The sequence below is a fragment of the Hypericibacter terrae genome (assembly GCF_008728855.1).
GTDB lineage: Bacteria > Pseudomonadota > Alphaproteobacteria > Dongiales > Dongiaceae > Hypericibacter > Hypericibacter terrae.
The window spans coordinates 2,891,373-2,905,460 of the sequence record NZ_CP042906.1 but is presented as its reverse complement, the minus strand read 5'-3'; the positions used below and the strand labels follow the sequence as shown (position 1 = coordinate 2,905,460).

The following is a 14,088-nucleotide window of genomic DNA, read 5'->3' as shown; positions in this document are numbered from 1 at the left end:
AGTGGAGGGCTGATGGATATCTTTGGCAGGCAATGCACAAGCAGACATGCAGGTACGATCTATGAAAACAAGGGCTCTCTGGTGGGGCGCTGTCGCCGGCGTTCTTGCGCTCGGTGTTGCGCTGTGGGGGCCAATCGTGAGCAACGTTGACCAACCGAAGTACACAGTCGTCGCGAGCGACAAGAACATCGAGGTTCGTGACTACCCTCCCATGATCGTCGCCGAAGTGGAAGTCGCGGGTGAACGACGCAAGGCGATTCGTGAAGGCTTCCGCACCATTGCCGACTACATCTTCGGTAACAACCTTTCCGCACAGAAAGTGGCGATGACTGCCCCCGTCACCCAGCAGGCAAGCGAGAAGATTGCTATGACGGCGCCCGTAACTCAGCAAGGCGATGGGGAGGCCTGGCGGGTGCGGTTTGTCATGCCTGCCAATTACACGATGGAGACGCTACCCAAGCCCAGGAATCCCGCAGTCGAGCTTAAGAAAATCGAAGGAAAGCGCTTCGCCGTGATCCGCTTTTCCGGCATGGCGGGGGAGCCCAGTCTCGAGCGCCACATGGACGAGTTGAAGACATATCTAGGAGCAAGGAAGATTACTTCGCTCGCTGCGCCCACCTATGCCTTTTACAATCCGCCCTGGACGCTGCCGTTCCTTCGCCGGAACGAGATCATGATCGAAATTGCGCATTGAGAGACGCCCGGCAACCCAGCGGAGCTGCAGAGCGAACTCGGCCGACTGGAACAGGGCACTGAGAAGGAGCCTGACTTTCCGCGGCTGAAGAAGGGGATGGGCTCAGGTCACTCTTCGCCCTCGCAGCCCGCAGGTTATTGCAGGCTGACGGGCTTGAGCTTGCCGGTGCGCTCGCCGTGGCTCTCCTGTCGGCGGTTCCTCCGATGGCGATGGAATTTCAAGCGCTACAGATCGTGCCGGCAAGAACTTACGGCATTCTGGTGACGCTGGAGCCTGCGGTCGGCCTGATGGTGCGTACGTGATTTCTCGGCCAAGCGCTCGGTGGACGGGGGCTCGTCGCGACCGCCATGCGTGAAGGATCCTTGTGCATGGCTTGTTCGAGCGGCTGATCGACGCGCGCGAGCAGGATCTCGATGGCGAGGCCCCGGCCGACATGCCAGCGCTGCTGCGCTATGCCGAAGGAAGCTCGGCCGCTCTCACCTGGCTGGCCCTGGAATCGCTGGACGGCGAGACGGGCCGCAGGCCGGCCGCTGTCGAGGCGGGACGCAGGCTCGGCGCCGCCTGGGCCCTGACCGGGTTGCTGCGCGCCGTGCCCTATCATGCGAGCCGGCGGCAGCTCCATCTGCCGGCGGACCTCCTGTCCCGCCATGGCGTGCGTTCGGAGGATGTCCTGGAACTCCGCCGGCCCGCCGGGCTGCCGGCCGTGGTGCGCGAGGTGGCGGTCGAGGCCGCGAGCCAGCTGCGGGCAGCACGGGAGGTAGCGAAGGGACTGCCACGCCAGTTGTTGCCGGCACTCCTGCCGGGGACATTGGCCGGGCTCTACCTTAAGCGGCTCGAGCGCGCTGGCTTCGATCCCTACGCCGCGGCCGTCCAGGATGCGCCGCCCGGGCGGATCTGGCGGCTGACGCTCAGCAACCTGCTGGGGCGGTTTTGAAAGGCTTCTCTGCGAGGAGCCGTCGATTGACGCCGGAACATCGGCAGGTTTCAGTGGTGGCCGACGTTCGGACTTGAACCCAAGGGATGACGATGACGCTGCAAACGGCCATTGCCCAGTCGAGTTCTCCCGAGCGCGATCCTCGGCCTGCGGCAGCCGGGCCTCGCCTTGCGCGTGCGTTCGGCCGTCTGCCGCCAACGGCGCTGCTAATCTTGTCGATTCTGTCCGTGGCCCTCGGGTCGGCGCTGGCGACGATACTCTTCTCAACCGTCGGTCCGGCCGGAACGGCGATGCTGAGCGCCGGGTTTTCAGCCATCGTCCTATCCGTTTTGCGGCCGCCGAAAATCGACAGCAGATTGCGAAAACATGCGGGCCTGATCCTGATTTTCGGCCTGACGGACGCCTGCATGGTGCTGCCATTCTTCCTGGCGATCCAATCCATCCCTTTGGGTATCGCGGCGACGATCACCTTCCTGGGGCCGCTTGGCCTCGCTGTGGCAACGTCGCGACGCATCTCTCACTTTCTTTGGATTGGTGTCGCGTTGCTCGGTATCGGCTTGCTGACGCCGGAGATCGGTGCCGATCTCGATTCGACGGGCCTTGGCCTCGCGGCGCTAGCCGCGGTTGCCTGGGCGGTATTCGTGCCGCTCAGCAAGCGGACGGGGACGATTTTCGACGGCATCGACGCTCTGACATGGGGCTTGTGGATGTCGACGCTGATGCTTCTGCCGTTTGCGCTCGCCGAGGGAACAGTGCTGCACGCTGGCGGGCTTGAGCTTGGCGGCGCGTTCGCCGTTGCGCTGCTGACGGCAGTCTTGCCGATGGCGATGGAGTTTCAAGCCCTGCAGAATATTTCGGCCAGAGCTTACGGAATTCTGGTCACTCTAGAGCCCGCCGTTAGTGCACTGGTCGGCGCGCTATTCCTCGGCCAAGCATTGAGCGGCCGGGCGACGATCGCGATCGTCTGTGTGACGATCGCCGCCATTGGCGTCACGCTGTTCGAGAAGCCGGACGCGCATTGATCAGAAGCCTAAGGGTGGCGACAAACCATCGCAGGACGGCATCTGCGAAAGAATTCAACCCGCGGCGCGTACCGGAAGGAGTTGATCGCGCGCGAGCCAACCGGCGAGATCGGCCCGCGCGCGGGCGACCATCGCGGGCTTGCGTTCCGCTTTCGCGCGCTTTCCCACCGAGGTGATGGGAGCGGGCGGGAACAAACCGAAATTCACATTCATCGGCTGGAAGCTGCTGGCGTCGGCGCCGCCGGTGATGTGGCTGAGGAGGGCGCCGAGCGCCGTGGTGGCCGGCGGCGCTTCGGCCGTGAGGCCCAGCGCCTGCGCCGCGGCAAAGCGGCCGGCGATCAAGCCGATCGCGGCGCTCTCGACATAGCCCTCGACGCCGGTCACCTGGCCGGCGAAGCGCAGGCGCGACATCGCCTTCAGCCGCAGTTCGGCATCGAGCAGCTTGGGGCTGTTGATGAAGGTGTTGCGGTGGAGGCCGCCCAGCCGCGCGAACTCGGCATTCTCGAGGCCCGGGATCATGCGGAAGATGCGGACCTGCTCGGCATATTTGAGCTTGGTCTGGAAGCCCACGATGTTGAAAAGCGTGCCCAGCGCATTGTCCTGGCGCAGCTGCACCACGGCATAGGGCGGCCGGTCGCGCCGCGGATTGGTCAGGCCCACCGGCTTCATCGGGCCGAAGCGCAGCGTGTTGGGTCCGCGCTCCGCCATGACCTCGATCGGGAGGCAGCCCTCGAAATAGGGCGTGTTCTTCTCCCACTCTTTGAAGTCGCCCTTCTCGCCGGCGAGGAGCGCGGCGACGAAGGCCAGATACTCCGGTTTCTCCAGCGCGCAATTGATGTAGTCGGCCGTGCCCCCGCCCGGGCCCACCTTGTCGTAGCGCGACTGGAACCAGGCTTTTTCCATGTCGATGCTGTCGCGATGCACGATCGGCGCGATGGCGTCGAAGAAGGCGAGGGCGTCCTCGCCGCTGAGATTGCGGATCGCCTCGGCCAGGGCGGGCGAGGTGAGGGGGCCGGTGGCGACGATGACGTTCTGCCAATCCTCGGGCGGCAGGCCCGCGACCTCCTCGCGCTCGACCGTCACCAGCGGCTCGGCCTTCAGCCGCTCGGTCACCCGCGCGGCGAAAAGATCGCGATCGACCGCGAGCGCGCCGCCGGCCGGAAGCTTGTGGGCGTCGGCCGCCGCCAGGATCAGCGAGCCGGCGCGGCGCATCTCCTCATGGAGGAGCCCCACGGCGTTGGTCTCGGCATCGTCCGAGCGCAGCGAGTTGGAGCAGACCAGCTCGGCGAACTGATCGGTCTTGTGGGCGTCGGTCGCCCGAACCGGGCGCATCTCGTGCAGCACCACCGGCACGCCGGCGCGCGCCAACTGCCAGGCGGCCTCGCTGCCGGCGAGCCCGGCGCCGATCACATGGACTGGATTGTCTCTCATGGGGCGAACAGATAGCGTCTGGGAAGGAATTGGGCAACCGGCGCGGATGTCGCTGGAGCCCGCCCAGAGGAGGGGCAAGGATGACCAAATTTCTCAATCCGAGCGGAGTGGTGAAGCCGTTCAGCAAATACAGCCAGGTGGCGGACGTCCCTGGCAATCACCGCTGGGTGCATGTCTCGGGGCAGGTGGGCGCCACGCCCGAGGGCAAGCTGCTCGAAGGGTTCGAGGAACAGGCCCGCCAGACCTGGCACAACATCATCGGCTGCCTGGATGCCGCCGACATGGATGTGGGCGATATCGTCAAGGTCAACCAGTTCCTGACGCGCGCCGCCGACGTCGCGGCCTCGCGCGAGATCCGGGACGAGATGATGGATGGCCATGCGCCGGCCTCGACCCTCCTGATCGTCGCCGGGCTCGCGCATCCGGCGCTCCTGGTCGAGATCGAGGTCATCGCGGCCAAGGCCGAGGGCGGCAAGGCGGCGAAGGCCGCCGCGGCCGAGAAGGCGCCGGCGACGGCGGCGCCGAAATCCGATCCCAAGGGCAAGGCCAAGCGGTGACGATCTGTTTTCCTGCCCCCTCCCTTTGCGGGAGGGGGTAGGGGGAGGGGATGCCGCACGCGATCTTTGCGGACAACACGCAACTTCCCCATCGCCTCGCTTGCGGCAGGCATTCCCCTCCCCGCTCGCTGTGCTCGCCGCCCCTCCCGCAAGGGGAGGGGCCGTGGTCTTCTTTCACAGGCGCTACTGCGTGATGCCTTCCTGCTCCAGCATGCGGGCATAGGCCGGACGGGCCTTCACCGTCTCGATCAGGCGCCCGAGCGCCGGAAAGCGGTTCGCGGGCTTGGCGCAATTGCGCGACCAGCGCGCCAGCATGGTGAGATAGATGTCGGCCGCGCTGAAGCGGGCACCCAGCAGGAAGGGTCCTTGCGCCGCGAGATGGCCGTCGATGAAACGCCACATCTGATCGAGATTGCGCTCGGCGGTCTCGACCAGCGGCTTGTGGCAATGCTCGTCGGCGCCGACATAGGCTTCGGCATGCCACCAATGGCTGAGCTCCTCCTGCAGCGTGTTGGTGAGATAGGTCATCCATTGCAGGAACAGCGGGCGCTGCCAGGTGCCCGGCGCCGGCGCCAGCTCGGAGGCGGGATGGCGCTCGCAGAGATACTGGACGATGGCGGCAGACTCATACATCGCCATCTCGCCCTCGACCAAGGTCGGGACCCGCGCATGGGGATTGAGCTTCAGATATTCCGGCGTCCGGGTCTCGCCTTTCTTTGGATCGAGCTGCTGCAGCTCGTGCGCCACGCCCAGTTCCAGCAGCACGGCATGAGGCGCCATGGCGGCCGATCCGGGGCTCCAATAGAGTTTGTACAAGGGCTCGCTCCTTAAGCTTCGCGTCACCGATAGGGGAAGGGCTCGTTCGCGGTTGCAGCATGCCGTTCCGTCGCGATCCGGTCGAGGGCCGAAAAGCAATGAGACCCAATGGCGAGGTTCGCTGGCGGCGCGCCCGCCTGCTAGGATGGGCTAAAGGCGACCCCCCCTTAGTCCGGGTTGCGGTGATCCATGGCCGGTCGCCTGCAAGGAGAGGAGGCGGCGATGCGCAAGGACATTGATTTCAAGACGGAAGACGGCGTGACGCTGCGGGGCTGGCTGTATCTGCCCGATCAGGCGCGCAGCCCCGTTCCTACGATCGTGATGGCACACGGCTTCTCGGCGGTGAAGGAGAACTACCTCGACAAATATGCCGAGGTCTATTCCGCCGCCGGTCTCGGCGCGCTCGTGTTCGACAATCGCAACTTCGGCGCCAGCGGCGGCGAGCCCCGCCAGCATATCGATCCGTGGCGTCAGGTCGCCGACTATCGGGACGCCATCACCTACGCCTCCACGCTGCCGGAGGTGGACGCGAACAAGATCGGCATCTGGGGCTCGAGCTATAGCGGGGCGCATGTGCTGGTCGTCGGCGCTCTCGACCGCCGCGTCAAATGCGTCGTGGCGCAGGTGCCGCTGATCAGCGGCCATCGGAATGCGCGCCGCCTGATCCGCGCGGACATCATCGCCGCCGTGCAGGGGATGTTCGTCGAGGACCGCAAGGCGCGCTTTGCCGGCAAGCCGCACGGCATGATCGCCGTCATGTCGAACGATCCGAACGTTCCTTGCGCGCTGCCGACGCCGGACTCTTTCGAATGGTTCACCGAGACAGCCAAGCTGCGGGCGCCGGCCTGGCGCAACGAAGTGACGCTGCAGTCGGTCGAGCTGTTCACCGAATATGAGCCGGGTGCCTATATCGAGTTCATCAGCCCGACTCCCCTTCTCATGGTCGTGGCAGCGGGCGACCATTTGACGGTGGCCGACGAGGCCATCACGGCCTACGGCCGCGCGCTCGAGCCGAAGAAGCTGGCGCTGCTGCAGGGCGGGCATTTCGATGCCTACGTCAAGGACTTCGCCGCCTCCAGCGCGGCCGCGCGGGACTGGTTCGTCGGGCATCTCCTGCAGGGTTAGTCGACAGATCGATCCGTTTCCGCCGGGCGGGCGATAGGAGGCAGGGCGTAGCATCGGGCCGGTCTTTGCGGTAGCTTTTCCCCGGTCTCGCGCATGGATCGCGGTGGAGAGAGGAACCGCCGATGCCAGTCACGCATGAGCCGTGGTTGGTGGCGCTGTCGCTCGCCGTCGCCATCCAGGGCAGCTATGTCGGCTTGAGCCTGGCGGTGAGGCTGGGCGCGACCGAAGGTTTGCGCCGTCGCCTGCGGCTTGCCGGCGCGGCCCTGTCGCTCGGGGTCGGCATCTGGTCGATGCATTTCGTCGCCATGCTCGCGGCGCAGCTGCCGGGAACGGTCGATTTCCTGGTCTTCCCGACGCTGCTCTCCTTCCTGGTCTGCGTGATCGTGGTCGGCCTCGCCCTGGTGGCGGCAAGCTTCGGCCCGCCGACCCCGTTGCGCATCGCGGCGGCTTCGCTCTTCATGGGCGTCGGGATCGCGTCGATGCATTACATCGGCATGACGGCGCTCCATCGCAGCCTGCATCTCGATCACGATTGGCGCCTGGTTGTCGCCAGCGTGCTGATCGCGATCGCGGCCTCGTCGCTGGCCTTGTGGCTGGGCTTCGGCGCCCGCCGCCATCCGCCGCTGATCGTTTCGGCGACGGCCCTGGGGCTGGCCATCGCCGGCATGCACTACACCGCCATGGCCGGGCTCCACGTCGAACCGATGGCGATGGGAACGGCGTCGCTGCCGCCGGCCCTTTCTGTCGATCTGCTGGCGATCGTGGTGGCGGTGGTCGCCTTCCTGGTCTCGGGCATCTTTCTGCTGACACTGGTCCCGGATCGGGCCGCGGCGAGCGTTCCGCCCGTGAGGGCCGACGACGCGGTTTTCGTGGTGACGCGGGCGGCGCCGGCCGATTTCCCGCACTCTGCCTCTCCCAGCGGCCCGGCCCCCCTGGGCGGCCTCGGCCGCCCGCCCCGGCGCCCCGGCAACCGGATCCCGGTTGAGCGGGCCGGCGCCACCCAGCTGATCCCGCCGGAGGAAGTGTTCGCCGTCCATGCGAACGCCCATTACACCTACATCTTCAACGGGACCGACGACCTGTTCTGCAGCCTCTCGATCAGCGAGCTCGAGGGACGGCTGGACCCGTCGCAGTTCGTCCGGATCCATCGTAGCCACATCGTCAATCTCGAGCGGATCGTGGCGGTGCGGCGGGCCGGGGATACCGGGCAGGTCGAGCTTGCCGGCAGCGCCAGGAGAATCGTTCCGGTAAGCCGGGCAAAGCTCTCCAGCCTCAAGGCGCAGGTGGAGACGCTCGAGCATTTGAGCCAGGGCGCGGCCCAGTAAGTCAGAGAGTCTGACGCAACTCGTGCAGAACCGTCGCAGTTCGTGCGGTTCTGGGTGCTTTGGTGCAGCGGTATTTGGCACCGGTTCCCCGCCGTCCGACTCTGTCCCTCGATGGTTCGAGCGGCTTCCCGATCCCGGAAGGCCTTGATCCACCCGAGAAAATTTGTGCAGCGCAGCAATCACCGCTGTCACGAGTTCGAGGACACGCGCCGGAATCCGGACCCAGAAGGGCCCGGGCGGCGAAACCGAGGGAGGACGCCCGTGATACCAGGCAGCTTCGCCTACCACCGGCCGAAATCCGCCCAGGAGGCGGTCGCTCTGCTGGCCCAGCTGGGCGACGACGCCCGACCTCTGGCCGGCGGTCACAGCCTGATCCCGATGATGAAGCTGCGGCTGGCCAAGCCGACCCATCTCGTGGATCTCGGGCGGATCGGCGATCTCAAATTCATCAAGGACGAGGGCGGGGTCATCGCCATCGGGGCCATGACCACCCAGCATGAGATGATCGGGTCCGACCGGCTGACCAAGGCGATCCCGATCCTGCGCGAGGCGGCGCTGATGATCGCCGATCCGCAGGTGCGCTATCAGGGGACGCTGGGCGGTAATGTCGCCAATGGCGATCCCGGCAACGACATGCCCGCGCTGATGCAATGCCTCGACGCCACCTATCACCTTCTCGGCAAGGGCAGCGAGCGCAAGGTCAAGGCGCGCGACTTCTATCAGGGCGCCTATTTCACCTCGCTCGAACCGGGCGAAATCCTCACCGCCGTTCGCATCCCGGTACCGGCGACAGGCCATGGCTATGCCTATGAGAAGCTGAAGCGGAAGGTCGGCGATTACGCGACCGCCGCCGCGGCTGTGCTCATCACCATGCAGGGCGGAACATGCAAATCCGCATCGATCGGCCTCACCAATCTTTCCGAGACGCCGCTCTTTGCCGCCGATGCGAGTGCGGCGCTGGTCGGCAGCGATCTCGGCAGAGCGGCGCTCGACAAGGCGGTCACGGCGGCCGAGGCCCAGGTGGCGCCGGCCTCGGACGGGCGCGGGCCGGTCGAGTACCGGCGCAAGATGGCGGGCGTGATGCTGCGCCGGGCCGTGGCGCTGGCCCAGTCGCGCGCGTCCTGAGCGGGGAGGGAGAAAAATCATGGCGAAAAGCCAAGTGACGATGACGATCAATGGCCGCGAGATCGACGCGCTGGTCGAGCCGCGCATGCTGCTGGTCCATTTCCTGCGCGAGAAGCAGAACCTGACCGGAACCCATATCGGTTGCGAGACCACCCATTGCGGGGCCTGCACGGTCGATCTCGACGGGCGCTCGGTCAAATCCTGCACCATCTTCGCGGTCCAGGCCGACGGCGCCTCGGTCACGACGATCGAGGGGATGGCCAAGCCCGACGGCACGCTCCATGCGCTGCAGGAGGCCTTCCGCGAGAAACACGGGCTGCAATGCGGCTTCTGCACGCCGGGAATGATCATGCGTGCGCACCGGCTGCTGCAAGAAAATCCGAACCCGACCGACGACGAGATCCGCTGGGGCATCTCCGGCAATATCTGCCGCTGCACCGGCTACCAGAACATCGTGAAGGCGATCCGCCATGCCGCCGACAAGCTCGGCGGCCAGGTGACGAAGGAGGCCGCGGAATGAACGACACATCCCCCACGCGCGCGGAGCGCGAAGCCCGGCTCGAAGGCATGGGTTGCTCGCGCCGGCGCACCGAAGACGCCCGCTTCATCCAGGGCAAGGGCAACTATGTGGACGACCTCAAGCTGCCGGGCATGTTGTTCGGCGACTTCGTGCGCTCGCCCTACGCCCATGCCCGCATCAAGAAGATCGACGTCTCCAAGGCGGCGGCGCTGCCGGGCGTGAAGGCAGTCCTGACGGCCAACGAACTGAAGCCTGTCAAGCTCGACTGGATGCCGACGCTGGCGGGCGACGTGCAGGCCGTGCTCGCCGGCGACAAGGTGCTGTTCCAGAACCAGGAGGTCGCCTTCGTCATCGCCGAGGACCGCTATATCGCGGCCGACGCGGTCGAGCTGGTCGAGGTCGAGTATGAGGATCTCCCCGTCGTCATCGATCCCTTCAAGGCGATGGATCAGAACGCGCCGGTCCTGCGCGAAGACCTCAAGGGCAAGACCGAAGGCGCCCATGGCAAGCGCAAGCATTGGAACCATATCTTCAACTGGGAGATCGGCGACCAGGGCGCAACCGACGCCGCGTTGAACGCGGCCGAGGTGAAGATCAAGGAGCTGATCTCCTATCAGCGCGTCCATCCGAGTCCGCTCGAGACCTGCGCCTGCGTTGCCTCGATGGACAAGGTGCGCGGCGAGCTCACGGTCTGGGGCACGTTCCAGGCGCCGCATGTGGTGCGCACGGTCGCGGCCCTGCTCTCCGGAATCACAGAGCAGAAGATCCATGTGATCGCGCCCGATATCGGTGGCGGCTTCGGCAACAAGGTTGGCGTCTATCCGGGCTATGTCTGCTCCATCGTCGGCTCGATCGTGCTGGGCGTGCCGATCAAATGGGTCGAGGACCGGATCGAGAATCTGACGGCGACCGCCTTCGCTCGCGACTATCACATGACGACCGAGCTGGCGGCGACCAAGGATGGCCGCATCACCGGCCTCAAGGTCCATGTGCTGGCCGATCACGGCGCCTTCGATGCCTGCGCCGATCCCAGCAAATGGCCGGCGGGATTCTTCAACATCGTCACCGGTTCCTACGATATTCCGGCGGCTTATGTGTCGGTGGACGGGGTCTATACCAACAAGGCGCCGGGCGGCGTCGCCTATCGCTGCTCCTTCCGCGTGACCGAGGCCGCCTATTGCATCGAGCGCGCGATCGACGTGCTGGCGAAGAAGCTGAAGATGGATCCGGCCGAGCTGCGACTCAAGAACCTGATCCGTGCCGAGCAGTTCCCTTACAAATCGGCGTTGGGATGGGAGTATGATTCCGGCAATTATCATGTCGCCATGCGCAAGGCGATGGATGCGGTGGGCTATTCGAAGCTGCGCGAGGAGCAGCGCCAGAAGCGCGAAGCCTTCAAGCGCGGCGAGACCCGCGAGCTGATGGGCATCGGCGTCGCCTTCTTCACCGAGATCGTCGGCGCGGGTCCCACCAAGAACTGCGACATCCTCGGCATCGGCATGTTCGATTCCTGCGAGATCCGCGTGCATCCGACCGGGGCCGTGATCGCGCGGCTCGGCACGAAGAGCCAGGGGCAGGGCCACGAGACCACCTACGGCCAGATCATCGCCACCGAGCTCGGCATTCCCGCGGACAGCATCAATATCGAGGAGGGCAACACCGATACCGCGCCCTACGGTCTCGGCACCTATGGCTCGCGCTCGACGCCGGTCTCGGGTGCCGCCACCGCTGTGGCGGCGCGCAAGATCAAGGCCAAGGCCCAGAAGATCGCCGCCCATCTGCTCGAAGTCGCCGAGGGCGATCTCGAATGGGATATCGACGGCTTCCGGGTGAAGGGCCTGCCCGAGCGCACCAAGAGCATGAAGGAGATCGCCTGGGCGGCCTACAACAACGTGCCGCCGGGCATGGAGCATGGGCTGGAGGCGGTCAATTACTACGACCCGCCAAACATGACCTTTCCCTTCGGCGCCTATATCTGCGTCTGCGATGTCGATGCCGATACCGGTTACACCAAGATCCGGCGTTTCTATGCACTGGACGATTGCGGCACCCGCATCAATCCGATGATCATCGAAGGCCAGGTCCATGGCGGCCTCACCGAGGCCTTCGGCATCGCGATGGGCCAGGAGATCAAATATGACGAGACCGGCAATGTCGTGACCGGTACCTTCATGGACTACTTCATGCCGACCGCGGTCGAGACGCCGGTGTGGGAGACCGATTTCACGGTCACGCCCTCGCCGCATCATCCGATCGGCGCCAAGGGCGTGGGCGAAAGCCCCAATGTCGGCGGCGTGCCGGCCTTCTCCAACGCCGTCAACGACGCCTTCGGCCATCTCGATATCGGCCATATCCAGATGCCGCATGACGGCTGGCGGACCTGGCTGGCGGCGAAGCAGGCGGGGCTGCACAAGTGAGGCGATCATCGAGCTCGTCTATCGTCAACGGCCCCACCGTCGGACAGGCCCGATGACCGCTGACCGCTCCGGGATTGCGGAGCGGTTGGCCGGGGTTGGCTATATCGCCGACCCCGGTCTTGCCACTGCGCTCTGGCTGATGGAACTGCTGAAGCGCCCCTTGCTGCTCGAAGGTGCCGCCGGCGTCGGCAAGACCGAGGTGGCCAAGGCGCTATCCGCCCTGCATCGGGCGAAGCTGATCCGCCTCCAATGCTATGAGGGTCTGGACCAGAACGCGGCGCTCTATGAATGGAACTATCAGCGCCAGCTTCTCGCCATCAAGGCGCGCGAGAATGCCGGCGACGACCCGGACCGCGTCGAGGCCCATATCTTCTCCGAGCCCTACCTGCTGGAGCGTCCGCTGCTGCAGGCGATCCGCCAGGAGGAGGCGCCCGTCCTGCTGATCGACGAGATCGATCGCGCCGACGAGGAATTCGAGGCTTTTCTGCTCGAGCTGTTGGCCGACTTCCAGATCACGGTGCCGGAGCTGGGCACGATCCAGGCCAAAGCCATTCCGCGAGTGGTGATCACGTCGAACGGCACCCGCGAGCTGTCGGACGCCCTGCGCCGGCGTTGCCTCTATCACTTCGTCGATTTCCCCGAGCCCGACCGAGAGGCGCGCATCCTGCTGGCACGGATGCCCGATATCGATGCGAGTCTGGCGCTGCAGATCGCCCGCATGGTGGCCGCGATCCGGAAAGAAGATCTGCGCAAGATCCCCGGCGTCGCCGAATCCCTCGATTGGGCCGCGGCTTTGGCCGGCCTCGGCATCAAGGATCTGCATCAGGATCCCGAAGCCGTCCATGACACGCTGATCTGCCTGCTCAAGACCAACGAGGACCAGCGCCGGCTGACCCGCGAGGTCAGCGACCGGTTGCTCGGTCGAGTGGCCTGAGATGGAGAGCGCGGCCATGACGCCCATCGGCGCGTCGGCGCGGGCGAGGCTCGCCGCCTTCGTGCGGTCGCTGCGCGCCAACGGTTTCGCGACCGGGCTGGGCGAGACGCAGGATGCGCTCAAGGTCATGACCTCGGAGCTGGCGCTGCGCCCGGTCTATCTGCGCGAAGCCTTCAAGGCGCTCTTCTGCAGCCGGCAGCAGGATTGGCAGCGCTTCGACGAGATCTTCGACGCCTTCTGGCTGGGCCGCGGCATGAAGACGGCGGTGCGGGCTAGCGGTGCGAGGCCCGACGCCGCGCGAGCCGAGCGGCGCAGCGGCTTTCCGGGCTTCGGCGACAAGGCCGGCTCGACGACAGCGGTCGCCGACCGCGATGCGCTGGACGAGAGCGCTGACCTGCCAGGCGAAGGCCGGTCACGCGGTGCCAGCAGCGCCGAAGGCCTGAGCCAGACGGATCTGCGCCACATCGCCGAGCCCGACGCCTTGGATCAGGCCATGGAGCTGGCCGAGCGGCTGGCGCGCGCGATGCGCGATCGCCTCACGCGGCGCGACCGCCGGCATCGCCGCGGCCGGCGCATCGACATGCGGCGCACAATCCGGGCCAGCATCGGTCATGGCGGCACGCCGGTCGACCTGGTGCGGCGCCGGCGCAAGGAGAAGCCGCTGCGACTGGTCATGCTGCTCGACGTCTCCGGCTCGATGAGCCTCTATTCCACGGCGTTCGTGCGTTTCATGCGCGGGCTGGTGGAGCGGGCGCAGGATGCGGAAGCCTATGTCTTCCACACCCGGCTGGTGCATATCTCCGAAGCCCTGCGCGAGAGCGACCCGGTGCGCGCGGTCGAGCGGCTCTCGCTGATGGCGCAGGGCTGGTCCGGCGGGACGCGCATCGGCGAGAGCCTCGCCAGCTTCAACCGCTTCCATGCGGCACGGGTGCTGAATTCGCGCAGCGTCGTCATCATCCTGTCGGACGGGTACGACACCGGCGAGCCGGGCGCGTTGGCGCAGGAGATGGCGGCGCTTCGGAAGCGCGCCCGGCGCATCGTCTGGCTCAACCCGATGATGGGCTGGAAGGACTATGCGCCGGTCGCGGGCGGGATGCAGGCGGCATTGCCCTATGTCGATCTGTTCGCGCCGGCCCACAACCTGGCATCGCTGGCGGCGCTCGAACCCTATTTGGCGAAGCTCTGACC

The 14,088-nt window shown here is 66.1% G+C and carries 13 protein-coding genes; 11 read left to right on the top strand and 2 right to left on the bottom strand.

The genetic code is table 11. The features are described from left to right. Nucleotides 1–136 precede the first annotated feature (136 nt). From FRZ44_RS13235 to FRZ44_RS13225, 3 genes are all read left to right on the top strand, one after another. A complete protein-coding gene (locus FRZ44_RS13235) occupies nucleotides 137–694 on the top strand; it encodes an SOUL family heme-binding protein (RefSeq protein WP_225308675.1) in 558 nt (185 codons plus the stop codon). A gap of 373 nt (nucleotides 695–1,067) precedes the next feature. Beyond that, nucleotides 1,068–1,628 carry a squalene/phytoene synthase family protein gene (locus FRZ44_RS13230; RefSeq protein WP_263641914.1) on the top strand — a complete coding sequence of 187 codons (561 nt, stop codon included), beginning with the start codon at nucleotides 1,068–1,070 and terminating at the stop codon, nucleotides 1,626–1,628. A 92-nt stretch (nucleotides 1,629–1,720) separates the two neighbouring features. Beyond that, nucleotides 1,721–2,650 (top strand): EamA family transporter, encoded by a 930-nt coding sequence (locus tag FRZ44_RS13225; RefSeq protein ID WP_191908574.1) that lies wholly within the window; start codon nucleotides 1,721–1,723, stop codon nucleotides 2,648–2,650. Between the two features lie 54 nt (nucleotides 2,651–2,704). On the opposite strand, the gene trmFO is transcribed toward FRZ44_RS13225, so the two are convergent. Next, the gene (gene trmFO / locus FRZ44_RS13220; protein WP_151177637.1) at nucleotides 2,705–4,081 is read right to left on the bottom strand and encodes a methylenetetrahydrofolate--tRNA-(uracil(54)-C(5))-methyltransferase (FADH(2)-oxidizing) TrmFO; all 1,377 of its coding nucleotides are present in this window, start codon (nucleotides 4,079–4,081) and stop codon (nucleotides 2,705–2,707) included. Between the two features lie 80 nt (nucleotides 4,082–4,161). Here trmFO and FRZ44_RS13215 point away from each other — a divergent pair, with 80 nt between their 5' ends. Continuing rightward, a complete protein-coding gene (locus FRZ44_RS13215; RefSeq protein ID WP_151177636.1) occupies nucleotides 4,162–4,638 on the top strand; it encodes a RidA family protein in 477 nt (158 codons plus the stop codon). Between the two features lie 183 nt (nucleotides 4,639–4,821). Here FRZ44_RS13215 and FRZ44_RS13210 read toward each other — a convergent pair whose 3' ends face one another. After that, nucleotides 4,822–5,454: a glutathione S-transferase family protein gene (locus FRZ44_RS13210; protein ID WP_151177635.1), complete on the bottom strand. Its 633-nt coding sequence runs from the start codon at nucleotides 5,452–5,454 to the stop codon at nucleotides 4,822–4,824. Between the two features lie 222 nt (nucleotides 5,455–5,676). Here FRZ44_RS13210 and FRZ44_RS13205 point away from each other — a divergent pair, with 222 nt between their 5' ends. The 7 genes from FRZ44_RS13205 to FRZ44_RS13175 all read left to right on the top strand — a co-directional run bounded on the left by FRZ44_RS13205 (nucleotide 5,677) and on the right by FRZ44_RS13175 (nucleotide 14,086). Further along, nucleotides 5,677–6,579, top strand: a complete 903-nt coding sequence (locus FRZ44_RS13205) for an alpha/beta hydrolase (protein ID WP_151177634.1) — start codon at nucleotides 5,677–5,679, stop codon at nucleotides 6,577–6,579. A gap of 122 nt (nucleotides 6,580–6,701) precedes the next feature. Further along, a complete protein-coding gene (locus FRZ44_RS13200) occupies nucleotides 6,702–7,904 on the top strand; it encodes an MHYT domain-containing protein (protein WP_151177633.1) in 1,203 nt (400 codons plus the stop codon). 261 nt (nucleotides 7,905–8,165) lie between these two features. Beyond that, nucleotides 8,166–9,029 carry an FAD binding domain-containing protein gene (locus FRZ44_RS13195; protein ID WP_151177632.1) on the top strand — a complete coding sequence of 288 codons (864 nt, stop codon included), beginning with the start codon at nucleotides 8,166–8,168 and terminating at the stop codon, nucleotides 9,027–9,029. A gap of 19 nt (nucleotides 9,030–9,048) precedes the next feature. Next, nucleotides 9,049–9,549 (top strand): (2Fe-2S)-binding protein, encoded by a 501-nt coding sequence (locus tag FRZ44_RS13190; protein ID WP_151177631.1) that lies wholly within the window; start codon nucleotides 9,049–9,051, stop codon nucleotides 9,547–9,549. Continuing rightward, nucleotides 9,546–11,966 carry an aerobic carbon-monoxide dehydrogenase large subunit gene (locus tag FRZ44_RS13185; protein WP_151177630.1) on the top strand — a complete coding sequence of 807 codons (2,421 nt, stop codon included), beginning with the start codon at nucleotides 9,546–9,548 and terminating at the stop codon, nucleotides 11,964–11,966. The genes FRZ44_RS13190 and FRZ44_RS13185 overlap by 4 nt, the downstream gene beginning before the upstream one ends. A 52-nt stretch (nucleotides 11,967–12,018) precedes the next feature. Then, on the top strand, nucleotides 12,019–12,900 hold the full coding sequence (locus tag FRZ44_RS13180; RefSeq protein ID WP_151177629.1) for an AAA family ATPase: 882 nt from the start codon (nucleotides 12,019–12,021) through the stop codon (nucleotides 12,898–12,900). Between the two features lie 16 nt (nucleotides 12,901–12,916). Next, on the top strand, nucleotides 12,917–14,086 hold the full coding sequence (locus FRZ44_RS13175; RefSeq protein ID WP_225308673.1) for a vWA domain-containing protein: 1,170 nt from the start codon (nucleotides 12,917–12,919) through the stop codon (nucleotides 14,084–14,086). Nucleotides 14,087–14,088: the final 2 nt, after the last annotated feature.